The 20186-nt window shown below is 65.0% G+C and carries 22 protein-coding genes; 19 read left to right on the top strand and 3 right to left on the bottom strand.

What is annotated here, in order from left to right; all coding sequences use genetic code 11:
• Nucleotides 1–57: 57 nt before the first annotated feature.
• Entirely contained in the window at nt 58–759 is a 702-nt protein-coding gene (locus tag J7S20_RS02765; RefSeq protein WP_284052701.1) for a glutathione S-transferase N-terminal domain-containing protein, read from the top strand.
• A 105-nt stretch (nt 760–864) separates the two neighbouring features.
• On the opposite strand, the gene J7S20_RS02760 is transcribed toward J7S20_RS02765, so the two are convergent.
• Entirely contained in the window at nt 865–1677 is an 813-nt protein-coding gene (locus tag J7S20_RS02760) for an SDR family NAD(P)-dependent oxidoreductase (RefSeq protein ID WP_284052700.1), read from the bottom strand.
• A 70-nt stretch (nt 1678–1747) separates the two neighbouring features.
• On the opposite strand from J7S20_RS02760, the gene J7S20_RS02755 reads away from it, so the two are divergent.
• From J7S20_RS02755 to pyrF, 9 genes are all read left to right on the top strand, one after another.
• The gene (locus J7S20_RS02755; protein ID WP_284052699.1) at nt 1748–3289 is read left to right on the top strand and encodes a class I adenylate-forming enzyme family protein; all 1542 of its coding nucleotides are present in this window, start codon (nt 1748–1750) and stop codon (nt 3287–3289) included.
• Nucleotides 3286–4059 (top strand): thioesterase family protein, encoded by a 774-nt coding sequence (locus tag J7S20_RS02750; RefSeq protein WP_284052698.1) that lies wholly within the window; start codon nt 3286–3288, stop codon nt 4057–4059. Before J7S20_RS02755 ends, J7S20_RS02750 begins: the two co-directional genes overlap by 4 nt.
• Before the next feature lie 141 nt (nt 4060–4200).
• On the top strand, nt 4201–4911 hold the full coding sequence (locus J7S20_RS02745) for an EF-hand domain-containing protein (RefSeq protein ID WP_284052697.1): 711 nt from the start codon (nt 4201–4203) through the stop codon (nt 4909–4911).
• A gap of 84 nt (nt 4912–4995) precedes the next feature.
• Nucleotides 4996–5715: a response regulator gene (locus tag J7S20_RS02740; protein WP_284053383.1), complete on the top strand. Its 720-nt coding sequence runs from the start codon at nt 4996–4998 to the stop codon at nt 5713–5715.
• The gene (locus J7S20_RS02735) at nt 5712–7070 is read left to right on the top strand and encodes a sensor histidine kinase (RefSeq protein WP_284052696.1); all 1359 of its coding nucleotides are present in this window, start codon (nt 5712–5714) and stop codon (nt 7068–7070) included. Before J7S20_RS02740 ends, J7S20_RS02735 begins: the two co-directional genes overlap by 4 nt.
• Nucleotides 7071–7118: 48 nt before the next feature.
• Nucleotides 7119–7814 (top strand): endonuclease/exonuclease/phosphatase family protein, encoded by a 696-nt coding sequence (locus J7S20_RS02730; protein ID WP_284053382.1) that lies wholly within the window; start codon nt 7119–7121, stop codon nt 7812–7814.
• 19 nt (nt 7815–7833) lie between these two features.
• A complete protein-coding gene (locus tag J7S20_RS02725) occupies nt 7834–10125 on the top strand; it encodes a patatin-like protein (protein WP_284052695.1) in 2292 nt (763 codons plus the stop codon).
• A gap of 52 nt (nt 10126–10177) precedes the next feature.
• Nucleotides 10178–10528, top strand: a complete 351-nt coding sequence (locus J7S20_RS02720) for a lipopolysaccharide assembly protein LapA domain-containing protein (RefSeq protein ID WP_284052694.1) — start codon at nt 10178–10180, stop codon at nt 10526–10528.
• Complete coding sequence (pyrF, locus tag J7S20_RS02715) at nt 10525–11199, top strand: orotidine-5'-phosphate decarboxylase (protein ID WP_284052693.1); 675 nt, start codon at nt 10525–10527, stop codon at nt 11197–11199. The genes J7S20_RS02720 and pyrF overlap by 4 nt, the downstream gene beginning before the upstream one ends.
• Nucleotides 11200–11230: 31 nt before the next feature.
• On the opposite strand, the gene J7S20_RS02710 is transcribed toward pyrF, so the two are convergent.
• On the bottom strand, nt 11231–11380 hold the full coding sequence (locus tag J7S20_RS02710) for a lmo0937 family membrane protein (protein WP_284052692.1): 150 nt from the start codon (nt 11378–11380) through the stop codon (nt 11231–11233).
• Between the two features lie 156 nt (nt 11381–11536).
• Between J7S20_RS02710 and J7S20_RS02705 the strand changes: the two genes are divergently transcribed.
• Genes J7S20_RS02705 through J7S20_RS02670 form a run of 8 tightly spaced genes read left to right on the top strand, consistent with a single transcriptional unit; the run spans nt 11537 to nt 17594 of the window.
• Nucleotides 11537–12175 carry a phosphoribosylanthranilate isomerase gene (locus J7S20_RS02705; protein ID WP_284052691.1) on the top strand — a complete coding sequence of 213 codons (639 nt, stop codon included), beginning with the start codon at nt 11537–11539 and terminating at the stop codon, nt 12173–12175.
• Between the two features lie 44 nt (nt 12176–12219).
• Nucleotides 12220–13449, top strand: a complete 1230-nt coding sequence (gene trpB, locus J7S20_RS02700; RefSeq protein WP_284052690.1) for a tryptophan synthase subunit beta — start codon at nt 12220–12222, stop codon at nt 13447–13449.
• A complete protein-coding gene (locus tag J7S20_RS02695; RefSeq protein WP_284052689.1) occupies nt 13446–13670 on the top strand; it encodes a hypothetical protein in 225 nt (74 codons plus the stop codon). Before trpB ends, J7S20_RS02695 begins: the two co-directional genes overlap by 4 nt.
• The gene (gene trpA / locus J7S20_RS02690; protein ID WP_284052688.1) at nt 13670–14485 is read left to right on the top strand and encodes a tryptophan synthase subunit alpha; all 816 of its coding nucleotides are present in this window, start codon (nt 13670–13672) and stop codon (nt 14483–14485) included. Before J7S20_RS02695 ends, trpA begins: the two co-directional genes overlap by 1 nt.
• Nucleotides 14482–15339, top strand: coding sequence for an acetyl-CoA carboxylase, carboxyltransferase subunit beta (gene accD, locus J7S20_RS02685; RefSeq protein WP_284052687.1), 858 nt, complete (start codon nt 14482–14484; stop codon nt 15337–15339). Before trpA ends, accD begins: the two co-directional genes overlap by 4 nt.
• Before the next feature lie 46 nt (nt 15340–15385).
• Complete coding sequence (locus J7S20_RS02680) at nt 15386–15781, top strand: endonuclease domain-containing protein (protein ID WP_284052686.1); 396 nt, start codon at nt 15386–15388, stop codon at nt 15779–15781.
• A 3-nt stretch (nt 15782–15784) separates the two neighbouring features.
• The gene (locus J7S20_RS02675) at nt 15785–17107 is read left to right on the top strand and encodes a bifunctional folylpolyglutamate synthase/dihydrofolate synthase (RefSeq protein ID WP_284052685.1); all 1323 of its coding nucleotides are present in this window, start codon (nt 15785–15787) and stop codon (nt 17105–17107) included.
• Nucleotides 17108–17156: 49 nt separating this feature from the next.
• Complete coding sequence (locus J7S20_RS02670; protein ID WP_284052684.1) at nt 17157–17594, top strand: DUF6628 family protein; 438 nt, start codon at nt 17157–17159, stop codon at nt 17592–17594.
• Nucleotides 17595–17596: 2 nt separating this feature from the next.
• Here the strand turns inward: J7S20_RS02670 and J7S20_RS02665 are convergent, their stop codons facing one another.
• The gene (locus J7S20_RS02665) at nt 17597–18937 is read right to left on the bottom strand and encodes an AmpG family muropeptide MFS transporter (protein WP_284052683.1); all 1341 of its coding nucleotides are present in this window, start codon (nt 18935–18937) and stop codon (nt 17597–17599) included.
• 63 nt (nt 18938–19000) lie between these two features.
• Here J7S20_RS02665 and J7S20_RS02660 point away from each other — a divergent pair, with 63 nt between their 5' ends.
• Complete coding sequence (locus tag J7S20_RS02660) at nt 19001–20131, top strand: aromatic ring-hydroxylating oxygenase subunit alpha (RefSeq protein WP_284052682.1); 1131 nt, start codon at nt 19001–19003, stop codon at nt 20129–20131.
• The last annotated feature ends 55 nt before the right edge of the window (nt 20132–20186 follow it).

Here is a 20186-nt window from a genome sequence, read left to right as displayed (position 1 = left end):
GCAGCATATCGGCTGCGCCCCCAAGTGCACGCCAGCAGCAACAAGGGCACAGCGCGCATGATCGATCTGCATTACTGGCCGACGCCGAATGGCCATAAAATCACGATGTTCCTCGAAGAGGCCGGGCTCGACTACGCAATCCAGCCGGTGAATATCGGCGCGGGCGACCAGTTCGCCCCCGACTTCCTGAAGATCGCGCCGAACAACCGGATGCCGGCTATCGTCGATCATGACCCCGCCGGCGGCGGCGAACCGGTCGCGATCTTCGAATCGGGCGCCATCCTCATGTATCTGGCGGAAAAGACGGGACGTTTTCTGCCCACCGATACGCGCGAACGCTATCAGGTCATCCAATGGCTAATGTGGCAGATGGGCGGCCTTGGGCCGATGCTTGGCCAGAACCACCATTTCAATCGCTACGCGCCTGACAAGATACCTTATGCCATTGATCGGTACGTCAACGAAACGAACCGGCTCTACGGTGTCCTCGACCGCCGGCTGGAGGGTCGCGATTTCATCGCCGACACCTATTCCATCGCGGACATGGCCTGTTATCCGTGGATCGTGCCCTATGAAGCACAGGGCCAGGACCTGAACGACTTCCCCAACATCAAGCGCTGGTTCGAGGCGATCCGCGACCGTCCGGCGACCGTCGCGGCTTACGCCAAGGGAGAGGACGTCCGCCCGTCGAGTCAGAGCGAGATGACCGACGAGCAGAAGAAGGTGCTGTTCGGGCAGACGTCGAAGTCGGGACGCTGAGCTTCACCAAACCGTCACTCTGAACCCGTTTCAGCGTCCATTGTGCCAGATGATCCGGCGGCCGAGACGGCAATGTGAACGCTGAAACAAGTTCAGTACGACGGACTAGACGTCGCGCCCCGGCCGTCGCGACAGACCGACATCGAGGTGCATGCCGGCATCGAGCAACATCACCTCGCCCGTGACCACATGCGAGGCTGGGTCGAGCAGCATCTCGATCGGGCCGGCAATATCCTCGGCCATCGCCGCCATGTGCATCGGCGTACTGGCGGCGATGCGCTCGTTGAGCCGGGCAAAACCTTCCGCACCCAGTCGCTCCTCGAACCAACCAGTCCCGACATAGCCGGGCGCCACCGCGTTCATGCGGATCTCGGGCGCCAGAACGCGTGCCAGGCTCTTGGTCATGGTAATCAGCGCCCCCTTCGATGCGGCATAGGCGACCGACGATCCGATCCCGAAAACGCCCGCGACCGAGGCGACATTGACGACCGCACTCGCCGGCCCCTGCCTGAGCGCGGGCGCACAGGCGCGGATCATCTGAAACGCCGCAACGACGTTGAGCTGGTAAATGTCGTGAAAGTCCTTGCCCGACAGCGCGTCCATATCCTCATGGTCGGCGAATTTGGTGCGCCCTGCGTTGTTGACGAGATAGTCGAGCCGCCCGAACGCGTCGGTCGCCGCGCCGGCAAGTGCGCGGCACTGCGCATCTTCGGCGATGTCCGCCTGCACCGCGATCGCATCGTTCCCGACTTCTTCGGCGAGTGCCTCCGCCGCGTCCCGGCTATGCGCATAGTTGATAACGCAGCGCACACCCCGCACCGCCAATCGCCGAACCACCGCTGCGCCGATTCCGGTCCCACCGCCGGTAACGACCGCAACCTTGCCCTCCATCGCCTCGTCCATGTCCTTCTCCGTCATTTTCGAAAATCGCGTATGGCATTTCGCGCTGCGCTCGCCTAGCCAAGGGCGCGAAATGCAAGGAGAGACGATGCCGACCGCCGAGGCGATGCTGCAAAGCGACTTCGCGACCATGCCCGACCTGATTCGCGCGCACGCCGCGGAACGGCCGGACAAGACCGCGATCGTCAGTCCCGGCAGGGTGATAGATTTCCGCACGCTCGATGCCCGCATGGACCGCGTCGCGGCCGCGTTGCAGCGCGACAGTGTGCCTCGGAAAAGCGCCGTCGCCATCCTCGCCGCACCGTCGATCGACTATGCCGTGGTTTTTCTCGGCGCGGTCCGCGCAGGCTGCGCGGCGACGCCGATCGCACCCTCCGCCACGCCCGAACAGATCGCCGCGATGGTCGCAGACAGCGGATCGCCACTGCTGTTCGTCGATGCCGCAAACGCCGCCGCCATCGCCGGGGCGGGCATCACTGCCGAACAGATTCGCCTCGACAATAGCGACGGCGGCCGCGCACTTTCGGACTGGCTCGCACCAGAGGGCGCGGCACCATCGCCGGTCACCATTGCACCGCAAGACCCGTTCAACATCATCTATTCATCGGGCACGACCGGCACGCCAAAGGGCATCGTCCAGCCGCACGCGATGCGCTGGGCGCATATCGCGCGCAACGCCGCCGCCGGGTTCGGCAACGCGGTGACGATGATTGCCACCCCGCTCTATTCGAACACCACGCTCGTCAGCTTCCTGCCCACGCTCGCCTGGGGCGGCACGGTCGTCCTGATGCCGAAATTCGACGCGCACCAGTATCTCGAGCTCGCCGAACAGCACCGTGCGACGCACACCATGCTCGTGCCCGTCCAATATGCCCGCATCATGGCTTTGCCCGATTTCGACCGTTTCGACCTGACCAGCTTCCGCCTCAAGACGAGCACCAGCGCCCCCTTTGCACCGGCGCTGAAGGCCGACATCGTCGCGCGCTGGCCGGGGCTGCTCGTCGAATATTACGGCATGACCGAAGGCGGCGGGACCTGCATCCTCAACTGCACCGCCAATCCGACCAAGCTCCATACCGTCGGCCAGCCGGTCGAGGGCCACGACATCCGCCTGATCGACGACGACGGTAACGAAGTGCCGCAAGGCCAGACCGGCGAGGTCGTCGGCAGGTCGCCGGCGATGATGAGCGGCTATCACGGCCGCAAGGATGCCACCGACGCCGCGACCTGGCGCGACGCGCACGGCAACCTCTTCATCCGCCACGGCGACATCGGCCGCTTCGACGAAGACGGCTTCCTCCAGCTCATGGACCGCAAGAAGGACATGATCATCTCGGGCGGGTTCAACATCTACCCCTCCGACCTCGAGGCGGTGCTGCGCGAACATGAAGGCGTCATCGATTGCTCGGTCATCGGCGTGCCATCGGAACGTTGGGGAGAAACCCCCGTCGGCTTCTATGTCGGTAACGGCGATGCAGACCCCGACGCCATACTCGACTGGTTCAACGGCAAGGTCGGCAAGACGCAGCGTCTCGCCGCGCTCGAACCCATCGACGAACTGCCGCGCAGCGCGATCGGCAAGGTCCTGAAGCGCGAACTGCGCGACCGCTGGCTGGAGAAACACGCATGACCCCGCTCGCCGACATCCTGTCGCAGGCAAGCGCCACCGATACCGGCTTCACCACCGCAATTCCCGCCGACTGGATGCAGGGCCGCACCGCCTATGGCGGGCTGTCGGCAGCACTCGCGCTCGATGCCGCGAAGCAGATCGAATCCGACCTGCCGCCGCTGCGCTCGGCACAGATTGCGTTCATCGGCCCGCTCGCCGGCAAGGTGACGGTCGAGGCGTCCAAGCTACGCCGCGGCCGCAACGCCGCCTTCATTCAGGCCGACGTGACGAGCGAGGCCGGGTTGGGATTGCGCGCCACCTTTTGCTTCATGGCCGCGCTGTCCTCGGCGATCCGCCACGATGCGACACCCAGGGCCCCGATCACGCCGCCGGGGAAAGGCGCGAAAATCTACACCGGCCCCGACGAGTTCTTCACCGGCAATTTCAACTTCGTCGACACGAAAGACGGCCTCGACGCTGCCGAGTGGCTGCGTTGGGGTCGCCTTCGCGCGCGCGACGGCCTCGATCCCACGACCGAGCTGATCGCGGTCGCCGATGGCCTGCCGCCCGCCGCGTTCAAGCTCGCCGAACAGAAACAGACGCCGCTCAGCTCGCTCACCTGGATCATCAATCTGCTGACGCCAGAACCGACCACGCGCGACGGCTGGTGGCTGCTGAGCGCCAAGACCGACAGCGCGCATGACGGCTATTCCAGCCAACGCATGGCGCTCTGGAATGCCGATGGCGAACAGGTGGCGGAGGCCATGCAGGGCGTCGCCATCTTCGGCTGAGCGCTCGATCGCACACCGCGACAATTTGCGACAATTTCCTGGCTTGCTGACAAATCCTCGCGACAGCCGGCCCGTAGAAGGGTCACCGTAGCGCGAACGGAATGAACCTGGCGCGCAAGCTTGCAGAGGATTATCGCAGTCATGAAGAAACTCATCATTTCAGCCGCTCTGGCGGCCACGTCGCTGACCGGTGTCGCCGTCGCGGCGCAGCAGCAGCCTGCTCCCGCCGGTCGTCACCACCTTCGCGCGGACGCGAACAAGGATGGCGTCGTCACCCGCAACGAAGCCCTCGCCGCTGCCGATGCCCGGTTCGCCCGTATGGACGCGAACAAGGACGGCCAGCTCTCGCCCGACGAAATGGGCCGTCATCACAGAGGCATGCGCGGACATCACGGCAAGCGCGGCGCTCGCTGGATGAAACGGCTCGACACTAATGGCGACGGCACCGTGTCCGCCGAGGAGAAGCAGGCCGCCCGCGCCAAGTGGCAGGAGCATCGCGGAGAGCGTGGACATATGCGCGGCCAGATGCACGAACGCATGATGCAGCGGTTCGACACCAACAAGGACGGTACGCTTTCCGATAGCGAGAAACAGGCCGCCCACGCCCAGTTCGAAGCGCGCCGCGACCAGATGCGCCAGCGCATGATGGCAAGGCTCGATACCGATGGAAATGGCGTCATCAGCCAGGCCGAGTTCCGCGCAGCGGCGATGAAGCGCTTCGCAATGGCCGATACCAACAAGGACGGCAAGATCGACCAATCAGAGCGCGCCGCCGCCCGCGCCGCGATGAAGGCACGCTTCGACCAGATGCGCGGTGCCGGTGGTCCTCCGCCGCCCCCGCCGGCCCAGTAACTCTCTCCCTGAACTGCCGGGTGGCTTGCCCCCTCGCCGCCCGGCCCCTTTTTCTCACATCAATTTATGGCTACCGCGATGGACATGGCCGAAACCCCGCACCTGCTGCTGGTCGATGACGAGCGCTCGATACGCGAACCGTTGGCGCAATATCTGACGAAGCAGGGATTTCGCGTCACCCAGACCGCGGATGCCGAAAGCGCGCGCGCGCGGCTGAACGCCTATGCCATCGACCTCGTCATCCTCGACATCATGATGCCCGGCGAGGACGGGCTTTCGCTGTGCCGCCACATCCGCGAAACGAGCGAAACGCCCGTCATCCTTCTGACCGCGAAAAGCGAGGAGACCGACCGTATCGTCGGGCTTGAAATGGGTGCCGATGATTATGTCGTGAAACCCTTCTCCCCGCGCGAGCTTGCCGCCCGGATCAAGGTGGTGCTGCGGCGCATGGCGGCAGGCGGTACGCGCCAGACCGCACCCGAAGCGGGGTCCTTTGCCTTTGCCGGCTGGGTTCTGAAGACCGGCGAGCGCACACTGGTCGATCGCGAAGGCGTTTCGGTGCCGCTTTCGACCGGTGAATATAACCTCCTCCTCGCGCTCGCGCAGCGGCCGCGCCAGGTGCTTACGCGCGACCAGCTGCTCGACCTGACACAGGGCCGCGAAGCTGCCGCGTTCGACCGTGCGATCGACAATCAGGTCAGCCGCCTGCGCAAGAAGATCGAGGCAGACCCGAAGAACCCGGCGCTCATCAAGACCGTCTGGGGCGGCGGCTATACGCTCTCGGCAGAGGTCACGCGGCTATGATCCGCTCGTTCTGGCCGCGCAGCCTCCCCGGCCAATTGATGTTGCTGGTCGCGATCCTGCTCTTCGTCGCCCAGGCGATCAATTTCGCGCTGCTGCTCAACGGCAGGCGCCAGCTTCGCTATGCGCAGTACACCGTGCCCGCGATCAACCGCGTCGTCGATTCGATGGAAAGCCTGCGTTCCGGCCAACCGGTCGTCGATCACCACGGCATGCGCCAGACACGTACCGGTCCGGTCAGCCTGATCCCGACCGACCGGCATGATGCGCCGCAAGTCGAACAGGGCATTCGTGACGGGCTCGCCACCTCGGGCATCAAAGTCGGTACGATCGCGACGATGGTCCGCGATATGCGACCCGGTGATATGCGGTTTCGCCATCTCGGCCCGCGCCGCGCCGCGCGAATGCGACGCCTTGGCAACGAATTGCTGATCGCGGTCGAACTGCCGGCCAAGGGCTGGCTCAACGTCCGCATGCCGTGGCCCGGTGCGAACAACTTCATCTTCTGGCAGCTGATCGCGCAAACGCTCGTCATCTATCTCGTGACGCTTATTCCGATGTTCTGGATCGGGCGGCGCATCGCGCGGCCGCTGCGCGACCTGACCGCCGCCGCACGCAGCTTCGATCCCACCACGCCCGGCACGCCCGTCGCCGAACGCGGGCCCGGCGACGTCCGCGCGGTCATCACCGCGTTCAACAACTTGTCGGACCGGGTGACGGCAATGCTCGACGAAAAGGACCGGATGCTGGGCGCGATCGGCCACGATCTGCGCACCCCGCTCGCCGCGCTGCGCGTGCGCATCGAATCGGTCGAGGATGAAGGCGACCGGTCGAAAATGGCCGACACGATCGACGAGATGAACCGGACGCTCGACGACATCCTTTCGCTTGCCCGGCTGGGCCGCCCCAGCGAGCCCGCGACGCAGGTCGATCTTTCGGCGCTGGTCGATGCGGTCGTCGACGATTTCCGCGATATCGGCGCGGACGTCACGGCGGTCGATGCACCGCGCATGCCGGTGCTGATCCGCCCGTCGCTGATGCGTCGCGCGCTGCGCAACCTGATCGAAAACGCCGTCAAATACGCCGGTTCGGCCGAAGTCGCGCTGCGTCAGGACGACGGCCATGTCAGCATAGAGGTGGCCGACCAGGGCCCCGGTATTCCCGATGCGCAACTGGCAGCGGTGTTCGATCCGTTCACCCGGCTGGAAACGTCGCGAAATCGCGAAACGGGTGGTATCGGCCTGGGCCTCGCGCTTGCCCGCGCCATCGTTCGCGAGGCCGGAGGCGATATCATATTGGCCAATCGCGATGGCGGGGGCCTGTCGGCGACGATACGGCTGCCGCGCAGACGCGGTTGATGATTGCGTTCGGACCTTTTTAGGCGGTGGAGCGATACAATCGTGAAGATGATAAAGGTCGCGAGCTACAACACCCATAAATCGGTTGGCACCGATCGCCGGCGCAGCCCCGAGCGCACGCTCCACGTCCTCAACGAGATCGACGCCGATATCATCGCGTTGCAGGAGGCCGACCGCCGCTTCGGCAAGCGGATGAGCGTCATCGCGCCGCATCTGCTCGACGAACATACCGACTGGAAGCCCGTTCCGGTCACGATGCGCCCGATGAGCATGGGCTGGCACGGCAATGTCATCCTCGTTCGCAAGGACGCGCAGATCGTCGATTGCGAACCGATCCACCTGCCCGCGCTGGAACCGCGCGGCGCAGTGATGGCGGATGTCAGGGTAAAGGGCATACTGGTTCGCGCCATCGGAATGCACCTCGACCTGTCTGGGCTGTGGCGCCGGCGTCAGGCGCACGCCATTCTGACGCATGTCGGGTCGAGCACGAAGGCGCTTCCATCGGTCCTGATGGGCGATCTCAACGAATGGAGCGCGGCGCGCGGGTGCCTGCGCGACTTCGGCCACCATTATAATTTCGCATCATGCGGGCCGAGCTTTCACGCCCGTCGGCCCGTCGCCCGTCTCGACCGGATCATGGCGTCACAGGACCTGAAAATCGTCGATGCCGGCGTGCATGACAGCGCGGCTGCGCGCACCGCTTCCGATCACTTGCCGATCTGGGCTACTATAAAGACCAGATGAGCGGGATGGGCCGATAGGCATGCAGGACAAGGAACTTCGCCTGGCGCTGGTGTGCTATGGCGGCATCAGCCTTGCCGTCTATATGCACGGCATCACCAAGGAAATCTGGCGCCTGGCGCGCGCGAGCCGCGATTTTCGCGACGGCGAGGACAGCGGCAATGGCAGCCAGGCGGTGTACCGCGAACTGCTTGCCGAAATCGGCGAGGCGGCGGACCTGAAACTTCGGGTGATGGTCGACATCGTCGCGGGGGCCAGCGCGGGCGGCATCAACGGCGTTTTCCTGTCGCAGGCGATCGCGACCGGACAATCGCTCGAACCGCTGACCGACATGTGGCTGGAAAAGGCCGATGTCGAGGCACTGCTTGCCCCGGCACGCGCTCCTTCCACCAGGCTCACCAAATTCTGGGCGCTTCCGATCGCCTGGATGGTCGCCGGACGCGGCACCAATGTCGATGAAACGGTCGACCCCGAGTCGCGCGACGAGGTCCGTGCCAAGCTCGAACATTTCGTGCGGTCGCGCTGGTTCGAACCGCCCTTTGGCGGCGAACAGATGCTGACGATGATGTTCGACGCGCTCGACGCCATGGCGAAGACGCGAGTCAGCCCCCGCCTGCTTCCGCCCGATCAGCCGCTCGATCTGTTCGTCACCATCACCGATTTTGCCGGTCACCCCGAACGGTTGCGACTCAATTCGCCGCCCGAAGTCGTCGAGACCGAGCATCGGCTGGTCTGTTCGTTCAGCGACCGTGGGCATATCGGCGACGCGCTCGCGCATCCGGCCGAACTCGCCTTCGCCGCGCGCGCGACGTCCAGCTTTCCAGGTGCCTTTCCGCCGTTCACCGTCGCCGAAATCGACAAGGTCGTCGCCGATCGCAAGGTCGAGTGGTCGCACCGCGAGGCGTTTCTGGAACATGCGCTTCCGCGCCAATATGCCGCGGGCGCAATCGATTCCGCGGTGCTGATCGACGGATCGGTTCTCGCCAACGCGCCGTTCCGTCCGGCGATCGAGGCGCTGCGCGAACGCCCGGCGCGCCGTCAGGTCGATCGCCGCTTCGTCTATATCGACCCCACGCCAGGCCACCGCTTCGCGGCGTCGAACCGTTCGAAAGAGGCACCCGGTTTCTTCCAGACGATTATCGGCGCGCTGTCCGAACTGCCCCGTCAGCAGCCGATCCGCGACAATCTGGAAGAACTTGCCCGGCGGTCGGAGCAGATCACGCGGATGCTCGCCATCGTCGACAAGATCCGCGCCGAGGTCGAAACGCAGGTCGTCTCGCTGTTCGGCTATACGCTGTTTCTCGATTACCCGACGCCGAAGCGGATCGTTGGATGGCGCCGCCGCGCGCAGGTCGGTGCTGCCGCGAAGGCCGGGTACGGACACGCCTCCTACGGCCTTTTGAAGGTCGACGGCATGATCGACCGTATCGCCGACCTCTTTCACGCGATCGGCGACCAGCCCGGACCCGATCGTCGCCGGACGATCCGCGAAGCCGTCGACAAGGCGGTTCGCCAGCGCGGCTATGACGATTTCAGCGGAGCCGGCGGCGACAATGCCTCTCCCGCCACACTCGATTTTCTGCGCAAGCACGATCTCGCCTTCCGCATCCGCCGCCTGCGGCTCGTCGCCCGGCGCCTGACCGAACTCGATGCCGAGCACCGGCAGGCCGAACTGACACCGGTCCGCGACGCGGTGTACGAGGCCTTGTCGGCCTATCTCGAATGCGAGCGCGCCGAAACCTTCGCCGAATTGAAGCCCGAAATCCGCAAGCTCGGTGCCGATGCCGACCCGCTGCTCGACCGCCTGGCCGAGATGATGGACCTGCCCGCACTCGATGCGCGAACCGATGAATTGCTCTCGGCCGGGCTTAGCGCACTGTCGAAGGAACTTCGTCGCCCGCTGCTCCTCGCTTATCTCGGCTTTCCCTTCTTCGACATCGCCACGCTGCCGCTCTTGCAGGGCGAAGGCCTTGACGAGTTCGACCCGATCCGCGTCGACCGGATCGCACCCGACGACGCGACGGCCATTCGCAAGGGCGGTGCGGAGGCCACGCTCAAGGGTATCCAGTTCAACAGCTTCGGCGCGTTTTTCAGCCGGGGCTACCGCGAAAATGATTATCTGTGGGGTCGCCTCCACGGCGCCGATCGGCTGATCGACATCGTGCTTTCGACGCTTCCGCCAACCTCGCGCCTCAAACCGGGCCACGTCACGAGCATCAAGCGCCGCGCCTTTCACGCCATTATCGACGAAGAGGAACCCCGGCTCGTCAATATCGCGGGACTCATCAAATCGCTTCGCGAAGAAATCGGTTAGCACCAGCGCCGGGCTTTGCGCCCATCGCGCCAGCGGTTATGACATCGATTCGATGCAGTTCTTAAAAACCCTCTTCTGGGCGCTCCTGATCGGCCTTGCCGGTGCCTTCACCTATGGCAACTGGACAACGGTCCAGATTCATCTGTGGGGCGGCCTGATCGCAGAGGTGAATCTGCCATTGCTGCTGCTCGTCGTGTTCCTGCTCGGCTTCGTGCCTATGCTGCTCGCCTATCACGCGGTACGCTGGCGCCTGCGACAGCGGCTTGCGAGCAGCGAGCGTGCGCTCAACGACCTTCGCAAGGCACAGGCGGGATCGGCATCGTCCCCGGCGCAGGACCCGGGCGACGCTCCGCCGTCCGCGCGTGTCGAAGGCGACGCGACCAGGCCGGTGGACCAGCCATGAACTCCCCCATCTATGTTGCACTCGACACGCCCGATATCGACCGGGCGAAAGCGATCGCGAAAAAGGTGCAGTCGCATGTCGGCGGAATCAAGCTGGGGCTTGAATTCTTCATGGCCAATGGTCGCCACGGCGTCCACGCGATGGCCGAAATCGGTCTGCCGATCTTTCTCGATCTGAAGCTGCACGACATTCCCAACACCGTCGCCAAGGCGATTCAGGCGCTACGTCCGCTCGACCCGGCGATCCTGACGGTGCATGCCGCCGGCGGGCGCGCGATGCTCGAGGATGCAAAGGCCGCGGCCCCGACGGGTACGAAGGTCGTGGCGGTCACGATGCTGACCAGCCTCGACGACAGCGACCTGCGCTCGGTAGGATTCCCGCCCGACCCGCACGAACAGGTGCTCCGGCTTGCCGACCTCGCCAAATCGGCGGGCGTGGACGGCATCGTATGCTCTGGTGCGGAGGTAAAGGCCGCCCGCAAGGCGTGGAAGGACGGATTTTTCGTCGTTCCCGGCGTTCGTCCGAAAGCTGGCAATTCGGGCGATCAGAAGCGCGTCGTGACACCGCGCGCCGCGCTGGACGGCGGTGCATCGGTGCTCGTCATCGGACGGCCGATCACCCAGGCCGACGATCCCGACCAGGCCGCCCGCGCGATCGAGGCGACGCTTTAGGCCCTGCCCACAGCGCCGCCCCCATCCATGTTCAAAGCCTGCGACGGCCCGAAATCAGCTGGAACAGGATCACGATGACCGCGATCACGAGCAGCAGGTGGATCAGGCCGCCCGCGACGTGGAACGCGAAAAAGCCCAGCAGCCACAGCACGAGCAGAATGATGGCAATGGTCCACAACATCGGAAAACACCCTTTCAGAACAACCACCTCTCCGGCGGTCCGGTAGGGTACCAACCCCGAACACAGCCAACCGTTCCACAGCGGGAACGACCCTGCCCGCTTTTTCCGGACGAATTGCGCCTTGCGGCAGGCGCATCGAAGCGCGACATGCAGGACATGCCGACCACCGCCAAGATTTGCGGACTTTCCGAACCCCATACGCTGGAAGCCGCGATCGTCGGCGGAGCGAGCCATGTGGGATTCGTCTTCTTTCCGCCCAGCCCGCGCAATCTGGAGTTCAGCCGCGCTGCCGGGCTTGCCGCTCAGGTGCCCGCGCGAGTGAGCAAGGTCGGCGTCTTTGTCGATCCCGACGACACGCTGCTCGATACGGCAATCGCCTCGGCGAGGCTCGACGCGCTGCAACTCCACAAGACCACCCCGGCGCGCGCCGCCGCCATCCGTGCGCGCACCGGTCGCGAGGTCTGGGCGGCCGTCGCGGTCAGGAAGCGCGAAGACCTCGGCGCCGCGCGCGGCTTTGCGCAGGCTGCCGACCGCATCCTGTACGACGCGAAGACGCCCGACAATGCCGCGCTTCCGGGCGGGATGGGGGTGCGGTTCGACTGGTCGCTGCTCGATGGCTTCGATCATCCCCTGCCCTGGGCGCTCTCGGGGGGGCTCGATGCCGCCAACGTTACCGAAGCGATCCGGCGCACCGGAGCGCGGACCGTCGATGTGTCGTCCGGCGTTGAAATTGCGCCCGGAACCAAGGACGCCTCGCGGATCGCAGCGTTTCTCTCGGCGGTCGCGAGCGCCTAGCTTCTCTCGACAGACGAAACGAAATCGCTAAACAGCGACGCACAATGAACGCACCCAACTCCTATCGCGCACAGCCCGACGAGCGCGGCCATTTCGGCGACTATGGCGGCCGCTATGTCGCCGAGACGCTGATGCCGCTGGTTCTCGAACTCGACCGCGCCTATCGCGCGGCCAAGGACGATCCCGCTTTCACCGCGGAATTCGAAGATCTGCTCGAACATTATGTCGGCCGCCCCAGCCCGCTTTATTACGCCGAGCGGCTGACCGAGGCGCTGCGCGAGGATGCGGCTCCGGGCAAGGGCGCGCAGATCTGGTTCAAGCGCGACGAGCTCAATCACACCGGCGCGCACAAGATCAACAACTGCATCGGCCAGATCCTGCTCGCCCGCCGCATGGGAAAGACGCGGATCATCGCTGAAACCGGCGCCGGCCAGCACGGCGTCGCCACCGCGACGGTCGCTGCCCGCTTCGGCCTGCCCTGCGTCATCTATATGGGTGCCAAGGACGTCGAGCGTCAGCAACCCAACGTGTTCCGCATGAAGCTGCTCGGCGCCGAGGTGCGCGCGGTGGAATCGGGCGCGCGCACGTTGAAGGACGCGATGAACGAGGCGCTGCGCGACTGGGTCGCCAATGTCCACGACACCTTCTACATCATCGGCACGGCGGCGGGGCCGCATCCCTATCCCGAGCTCGTCCGCGATTTTCAGAGCGTCATCGGCCGCGAAGCCCGCGAACAGATGCAGGCGCGCGCCGGACGCCTGCCCGATCTGCTCGTCGCCGCGATCGGCGGCGGATCGAACGCCATCGGCCTGTTCCATCCCTTTCTCGACGACCCCGATGTCAGGATGCTCGGCGTCGAAGCGGCAGGCGAAGGGCTGGAAAAGAAGCACGCCGCCAGCCTTGCCGGGGGCTTTCCGGGCGTTCTCCATGGCAACAAGACCTATCTGTTGCAGGATGAGGACGGCCAGATCGCGGAGGCGCACTCGATCTCGGCAGGCCTCGATTATCCCGGCATCGGCCCCGAACATGCCTGGCTGAAGGATATCGGCCGCGTCGACTATATTTCGGTGACCGACGATCAGGCGCTCGACGCCTTTCAGCTCCTGTGCCGCACTGAAGGGATCATTCCCGCGCTCGAACCCTCGCACGCGATCGCGGCGGTGGCGTCCAGGGCGCGCGAGATGGACGATGATCGCATCATTCTCGCCAATCTGTGCGGTCGCGGGGACAAGGACATCTTCACCGTCGCCGAAGCACTGGGGGTCGCGATATGAGCCGTCTGCAATTCCTGCTCGTCAATTTCTTCGGCTGGTTTCTCGTAATAGAACTGCTCGGCATCCTCGCGCTCAACCTGATCGACAATGCGGCGATCAGCCTGTCGCCCTCGACCATTTCATCGACGGCGCTCGTGATCCTGTTCCTCGTCGCGATCCTCGGGTCGGCGCTCTTCACGCGGCATTTCCTGCGCCGGCGTGCGCGGCAGGGTATTCGCTGATGACGCAGCGCCTTGCAGATACATTCGCCTCCGCACGCGGGGCGGGCCGCGCCGCGCTGGTGACCTTCATCACCGCGGGCGATCCCACGCCCGCCGCCACCCCGGCTATTCTCGACGCGCTCGTCGAAGGCGGTGCGGACATAATCGAACTCGGCATGCCGTTTACCGATCCGATGGCCGACGGTCCCGCGATCCAGGCCGCCGATCTTCGCAGCCTCGCCGCCGGTACGACGACCGCCGATATCCTTTCGATCGCGCGCGCCTTTCGCGAGCGGCATCCCGATGTCCCGCTCGTCCTGATGGGCTATGCCAACCCTATGGTCCGTCGCGGGGCCGATTGGTTCGCGGCAGCGGCGCGCGACGCGGGCATCGACGGCGTGATCTGCGTCGACATTCCGCCCGAAGAAGATGAAAGCCTTGGGCCTGCACTGCGCGACGCGGGTATCGCATTGGTCCGCCTCGCGACGCCGACGACCGACGCCGCGCGCCTTCCCACCGTCCTGAACGGCGCGGACGGATTTCTCTATTACGTCTCGGTCGCCGGCATCACCGGCAAGCAGCAGGCCGCGCAGGACACGATCGAAGCCGCGGTCGGACGGCTGAAGGCGGCGACGGACCTGCCCGTCGCGGTCGGCTTCGGCGTTCGCACACCAGATCAGGCTGCCGCCATCGCGCGCGTCGCCGACGGTGTCGTGGTCGGCTCGGCCATCGTCGAGCAGATTGCCGAACACGGCGCCGACGCACCCGGCCCGGTGCGCGATTATGTTCAGACACTGGCGGCCGCGATCCGCGCCGCAGCAAAGGAAACCGCATGAGCTGGCTCAACCGCGTTCGCAACGCGATCCCCTTCATCACCAAGCGCGAAACGCCCGACAATCTCTGGCACAAGTGCAAGGGGTGCGGGCAGATGGTGTTCCGCAAGGAATGGGAAGACAATCTGCACGTCTGCCCCAATTGCGAGCATCACGGCCGGATCGGCCCGCATCTGCGCTTCCAGTATCTGTTCGACGATCAGAAGTTCACCATTCTCCCCAGCCCCAAGGTTGCCGAGGACCCGCTCAAGTTCCGCGATTCGAAACGCTATGCCGACCGGCTGAAGGCGGCGCGCGCGCAGACCGGTGACCAGGACGCCTTTCTGAATGCACGGGGCACGATCGACGGCAAGAAGGCGGTGGTCGGCGTCCAGAACTTCGCCTTCATGGGCGGGTCTATGGGCCAGGCGGTCGGTGAGGCTTTCATCGCCGGCGTCGAAGCAGCGATTGCCGACAAGGCGCCCTTCATCGTCTTCACCGCGAGCGGCGGCGCGCGCATGCAGGAAGGCATCCTCAGCCTGATGCAGATGCCGCGTTCTACCGTGGCGATCGAGATGCTTCACGATGCAGGCCTTCCGTACATCGTCGTCCTTACCGACCCGACCTCGGGCGGCGTGATGGCGGCCTATGCGATGCTCGGCGACGTGCATATCGCAGAGCCGCAGGCGACGCTGGCCTTCACCGGTCGCCGCGTGATCGAAAGCACAATCCGCGAAAAACTGCCCGAGGACTTCCAGACCAGCGAATATTATCTCGAGCACGGCCTGATCGACATGGTCACCCATCGCAAAGACCTGCGCGAAACGCTGGGCAAGCTGATCGGCTTCCTCAGCAACGGCCGTGCCGAGGCGGCTTAGGGCCTAAAGCCCTCTCCCCTGCGGGGAGAGGGTTGGGAGAGGGGCAGTGCCCAAAACCGACGAACATCTCCTCCGGCACGCCAAAGCAATGCGAAGCGAAATGACCGAACCGGAACGCCGGCTTTGGCAAGCTATTCGCGGAAAGCGATTGTGCGGAACCAAGTTCAGTCGCCAAGTGATCGTCGGCCCTTACATCGCCGATTTCGTGGCCAGATCTCACAAGCTTGTGATCGAGATCGACGGCGACACCCATGCCGATACCGGGCGCGATGTTTGTCGGACAGGCTATTTGGAATCACAAGGTTATCGCGTGATCCGTTTCACCAATAATGACGTAATGGCAAACCTCGAAGGAGTCGCCGAAGCGATACTGGCTGCCGTTTCGGCTACCCCTCTCCCAAACCCTCTCCCAAACCCTCTCCCCGACGGGGAGAGGGCTTAATCGATGCCCGACCACGCCGTTTCGACCGATGCAGCGGTCCAGCAACAACTCGACCGGCTGTGGGCACGTGGTCCCGGCGCCGACATACTCGGGCTCGACCGCATCACCCGGCTGCTCGACCGGCTGGGCAATCCGCACCGTAATCTGCCGCCCATATTCCATGTCGCGGGGACCAACGGAAAGGGGTCGACCTGCGCCTTTCTGCGCGCCGCACTCGAAGCGGATGGCAGGCAGGTTCACGTCTTCACCAGCCCGCATCTTGTTCGGTTCAACGAACGCATACGCCTTGCCGGAAAGCTGATCGAAGACGCGGCGCTCGCCGCCCTGCTCGCCGAAGTGCTCGACCGCGGCGGAGACATTGGCGCGAGCTTTTTCGAAGTCACCACCGCCGCCGCATTCCTCGCCTTTTCGCGCGTACCGGCCGATGCCTGCATCATCGAGGTCGGGCTCGGGGGTCGGCTCGATGCGACCAACGTCATCGAACATCCAGCAGCCTGCGGCATCGCGCAGCTCGGCATCGACCATGAAGCGTTTCTTGGCAGTTCGCTGACGGGAATCGCGAAGGAAAAGGCAGGCATCGCCAAAGCCCGTGCGCCGCTCGTCACGCTCCCCTATCCCGCCGACATCGCCGCCGCGGTTCGGGAGATCGCGGACGCGAAGCAGGCGATGCTCGCTGCGGGGGGCACCGACTGGCACTTCGACCGCACCGACGAACAGGTGGTCGTGACCGCCCCACACGGAGAGATTTCGGTTCCCGCACCGCGACTGGCCGGCGTCCATCAGGGCGCAAACCTCGCGCTCGCGCTCGTCATGCTCCGCGCTCAGACGCAGCTCGCGGTGAGCGACTACGCGCTCAAGGAAGCTGCGACCCGCGCGGATTGGCCGGCGCGCATGCAGCGTCTTGCCCCCGGCCCACTCACCCGTCGCCTGCCCGCCGGAAGCAGCGTATGGCTCGATGGCGGACATAACCGGGCAGCGGCCGCCGCCGTCAGCCAGGCGCTAGCCGAACGCGCAGCGGGTCGCCGCGTCCACCTCGTTCTCGGCATGCTGTCGAACAAGGACGCTCGCGGACTGCTCTCGCCCTTCATGACGTTGGCCGAGTCGCTGACCGCCGTCCCCGTTCCCGGCCACGACCATCACGCTCCCGATAGCCTGACCGCGCTGGCCGAAAGCCTTGGCATTCGCGCCACCGCGACCGCACCCGATGTCGTGTCGGCCATCGATCACATCGCGGCCACCGGCGAGTCGCAGCCGCTCGTGTGCATCCTCGGTTCGCTCTATCTGGCGGGCCAGGTCCTCCGCGAAAATGACGAGCATCCCGACTGATCCCTTATTGCTATTGACTTGCAATAGAGGATTGGAGAGGCTGCGCAACATGACGACGAACAGCCCCCAGCCGCTCGATGCGCTCACCACCATGCTGCCGCACCGCCAGCCCGATTCGCGCATGGCGCGCCTGGCGCTGTTCGCGGTCCGGCAGATGGGCGCCAACGGTCTCCACGACGCGCATGCGCAGCACGCACTGTTCCTGACCTTCGGCCAGCGCTATCGGCGGCCGCTCACGGCGCTGCGCACGCTGGTGTTCGAACTGTCGCAAACGTCCTCGCGCCCGATCAGAATCGCGCCGCGCTGCTGCTGCCGCATGACCGCCGATGAAGAGGCGCTGGTCACGATCCTCCAGCGCGCCACCGACAATGCGCCCGCCGCCGAAATGCTGCTCGCCGACCTGACCGGTTGCCGCACGACGCCCGGCCTGTTCATGACGGTGCAGTTCGTCGCCGACGCCTTCGCCGACGCGGGACGGCCGCTTTAACGCTATTCGGCGGCCTCCGCTGCCCGCGCGTCGCCCTCGCCCTGCGTTCCCGCGCTGCCGATCGACCGATCGACCAGCCCGCTCTTCATCATCCAGGCGTACAGGATCACGCCGGGCAGCGCGACGACGGTGGTGAGCAGGTAGAAATCGACATACCCCATCCACTCGATCAGCGCGCCCGCCGTCGTGCCGGTGATGAACCGCCCGACGATCGCCGCTCCCGCCGAGATCAGCGCATATTGGAATGCGGTAAAGCGCAAGTCGCAAAGCGCGGAGAAATAGGCGACGACGACGACACCGCCGAAGCCGCTCGCGAAATTCTCGAACCCGATCGCGCCGCCCATGCCCCAGTTCGAATGCCCCATCGCGGCAAGGCCGGCGAAGCTCAGATTAGAAATTGCCATCAGGATCAGCGCGAGCAGCACCGATCGTTTCATGCCCATCCGTGCATAGAGAATGCCGCCGACGAAAATCCCGATCAGATACGCCCAGAAACCCAGCCCGACATCGAAGAACGCGATCTCGTCATTGCTGAACCCCAGATCGTCGAACAGCAGCCGGAAGGTCAGATTCGCGAGCGTATCGCCAATCTTGTGGACGAGAATGAAGATCAGAACGATCACCGCGCCCTCGCGTGAGAAGAACTGCGCGATCGGGTCCCATACGGTGTGCAGCATCGCCTGCACGCCTTTGCGCTCTATGGGGTCGCGGTGCCGCTGCGGCTCGCCGAGCAGCAGCCCGGTCAGCATCGCCGGAAGCGCGAGCAGCGCGCAGGCGAGATACGCTGCTTCCCAGCCATAGCGCGCTGCCATGACCAGCGCGATCGCGCCTGCGCCCGCCGATCCGATCCGCCAGCCATATTGCGACATGCCCGACCCGACGCCGAGCTGGCGCGGCTCGAGGATTTCGATGCGATAGGCGTCGATGACGATGTCGAAGGTCGCGCTGGCAAATGCGACGAGGATCGCCGCGATCGCCGTCGCCTCTATATCCTTGGTCGGCTGCTGGATCGCCAGATTGGCGACCGCCAGCATCACCAGGACACCGGTAACCAACAGCCACGACACGCGCTGGCCCAGCCGCCCGAGCAGCGGAATATGCACGCCGTCGACAATCCACGCCCACAGCCATTTGAACGAATACACCAGAAAGGCGAGGCTGAACGCCGTCACCGTCGATTTCTCGATATTCGCCTGCGCGAGCCGCGTCGTCAGCGTCGCCGCGATCATCGCGAAGGGAAAGCCGGACGAGATACCGAGCGCAAGCGCCGCAAGCGGCGCCTTTTCGAAATACGGCTTCACCCCGTCGATCCAGCTTCCGCCGCCGGCGCTCGATTCACGCATTTACCACTTGCTCCCCGAACTGATTTGGCGCGACACTAGCGGAAAAGGTGGAGAGGAACAGCCATGAACGCGCTCACGCCCACCCGCGGACAACTCGCTTTGGCGAAGCAGCTCGCCGAGGGCGGGTCACGTGCGCATGGCGGCACCAGCCATGTCGATGCCTCGGTCTATACCGATCCTTCGCGCCACGCGCTCGAACAGCAGCGTATCTTCGGAAAGGTACCGCTCGTCATCGCGCCGTCCGCGCTGCTTCCCGACAACAACATGGCCGTGCCGCATGACGGTTTCGGCAAGCCGCTCCTCATCGCCCGCGACGGCGACGGACGGGCGCATGTCTTCCTGAACGTCTGTCGCCACCGTGGCACGCGCCTTGTCGAGGGCTGCGATGCGGTGAAGTCGCCGCGCCTCGTCTGCCCCTATCACGCATGGACCTACAAGCTCGACGGATCGTTGACGGGCGTCCCGCGCCCCGAAACCTTTCCCGGCCTCGACAAATCCCAATTCGGCCTGAAGCGGCTTCCGACCTGCGAGGCAGGCGGCCTCATCTGGTTCAGCTTCGACGAACAGGCCGATTTCGCCGAGGCCGAAGCGCTGGGCGAGGATTTCGCGGCGTTCGACCTGTCGGGCCAATATTGCTTCCGCAGGCGCACGCACGATGTCGCCGCCAACTGGAAACTCATCATGGATGCGTTTCTGGAAAGCTATCACGTCGCTCGCCTCCACGCGCAGACGATCGGCAAGTTCTTCAAGGACGGCGTTTCGACCGCCGACACGATCGGCCCGCACCAACGCTCCGCCGTCGGCCGCGCCGCCGAAGACGACGCGCTGTCGTCGAGCGACTGGCAAGTGCTGCGTTCCGCGATCACCTTCACCTATCAGATGTTTCCCGGAACCGTGCTGATCGTCAGCCCCGATTACATGAACCTGATGACGCTGATGCCGCAGAGCGAATCGCGCGTTCTGGTCGAGGATTTCATGCTGATTCCCGAACCACCCGCCACCGACAAGGCGCGCGACCACTGGGAACGCAGCTGGTCGCTGCTCGATGGCGGCGTGTTCGCCAGCGAGGATTTCCGCGCCGCCGCGCTTTGCCAGCAGGGGCTGATGTCCGGCGCGCTCGACCGCATTACGCTCGGCCAGCTCGAAACCGGCATCCGTACCTTTCACGACGCGGTCGAGGCGCGGCTCGGCTAGCGCGATGTGCAGCGCCGCCCGCGCGTCGCCACTGGCAATTGCCGCAAAAATCGCT

This window comes from Stakelama marina, from assembly GCF_018122655.1.
Lineage (GTDB): Bacteria > Pseudomonadota > Alphaproteobacteria > Sphingomonadales > Sphingomonadaceae > Sphingomonas > Sphingomonas marina.
The sequence above is the reverse complement of the archived record's forward strand: the minus strand, read 5'-3'. Positions and strand labels throughout refer to the sequence as shown.

What these genes read in the sequence shown, in the direction of transcription:
- J7S20_RS02755 (WP_284052699.1), top strand. Translation starts at nt 1,748, where the DNA reads ATGCCGACCGCCGAGGCGATGCTGCAAAGCGACTTCGCGACCATGCCC.
- J7S20_RS02735 (WP_284052696.1), top strand. Translation starts at nt 5,712, where the DNA reads ATGATCCGCTCGTTCTGGCCGCGCAGCCTCCCCGGCCAATTGATGTTG.
- pyrF (WP_284052693.1), top strand. Translation starts at nt 10,525, where the DNA reads ATGAACTCCCCCATCTATGTTGCACTCGACACGCCCGATATCGACCGG.
- J7S20_RS02760 (WP_284052700.1), bottom strand. Translation starts at nt 1,677, where the DNA reads ATGACGGAGAAGGACATGGACGAGGCGATGGAGGGCAAGGTTGCGGTC.
- J7S20_RS02670 (WP_284052684.1), top strand. Translation starts at nt 17,157, where the DNA reads ATGACGACGAACAGCCCCCAGCCGCTCGATGCGCTCACCACCATGCTG.
- trpB (WP_284052690.1), top strand. Translation starts at nt 12,220, where the DNA reads ATGAACGCACCCAACTCCTATCGCGCACAGCCCGACGAGCGCGGCCAT.
- trpA (WP_284052688.1), top strand. Translation starts at nt 13,670, where the DNA reads ATGACGCAGCGCCTTGCAGATACATTCGCCTCCGCACGCGGGGCGGGC.
- J7S20_RS02665 (WP_284052683.1), bottom strand. Translation starts at nt 18,937, where the DNA reads ATGCGTGAATCGAGCGCCGGCGGCGGAAGCTGGATCGACGGGGTGAAG.
- J7S20_RS02730 (WP_284053382.1), top strand. Translation starts at nt 7,119, where the DNA reads ATGATAAAGGTCGCGAGCTACAACACCCATAAATCGGTTGGCACCGAT.
- J7S20_RS02745 (WP_284052697.1), top strand. Translation starts at nt 4,201, where the DNA reads ATGAAGAAACTCATCATTTCAGCCGCTCTGGCGGCCACGTCGCTGACC.
- J7S20_RS02660 (WP_284052682.1), top strand. Translation starts at nt 19,001, where the DNA reads ATGAACGCGCTCACGCCCACCCGCGGACAACTCGCTTTGGCGAAGCAG.
- J7S20_RS02765 (WP_284052701.1), top strand. Translation starts at nt 58, where the DNA reads ATGATCGATCTGCATTACTGGCCGACGCCGAATGGCCATAAAATCACG.
- J7S20_RS02740 (WP_284053383.1), top strand. Translation starts at nt 4,996, where the DNA reads ATGGCCGAAACCCCGCACCTGCTGCTGGTCGATGACGAGCGCTCGATA.
- J7S20_RS02695 (WP_284052689.1), top strand. Translation starts at nt 13,446, where the DNA reads ATGAGCCGTCTGCAATTCCTGCTCGTCAATTTCTTCGGCTGGTTTCTC.
- accD (WP_284052687.1), top strand. Translation starts at nt 14,482, where the DNA reads ATGAGCTGGCTCAACCGCGTTCGCAACGCGATCCCCTTCATCACCAAG.
- J7S20_RS02675 (WP_284052685.1), top strand. Translation starts at nt 15,785, where the DNA reads ATGCCCGACCACGCCGTTTCGACCGATGCAGCGGTCCAGCAACAACTC.
- J7S20_RS02710 (WP_284052692.1), bottom strand. Translation starts at nt 11,380, where the DNA reads ATGTTGTGGACCATTGCCATCATTCTGCTCGTGCTGTGGCTGCTGGGC.
- J7S20_RS02705 (WP_284052691.1), top strand. Translation starts at nt 11,537, where the DNA reads ATGCCGACCACCGCCAAGATTTGCGGACTTTCCGAACCCCATACGCTG.
- J7S20_RS02725 (WP_284052695.1), top strand. Translation starts at nt 7,834, where the DNA reads ATGCAGGACAAGGAACTTCGCCTGGCGCTGGTGTGCTATGGCGGCATC.
- J7S20_RS02750 (WP_284052698.1), top strand. Translation starts at nt 3,286, where the DNA reads ATGACCCCGCTCGCCGACATCCTGTCGCAGGCAAGCGCCACCGATACC.
- J7S20_RS02720 (WP_284052694.1), top strand. Translation starts at nt 10,178, where the DNA reads ATGCAGTTCTTAAAAACCCTCTTCTGGGCGCTCCTGATCGGCCTTGCC.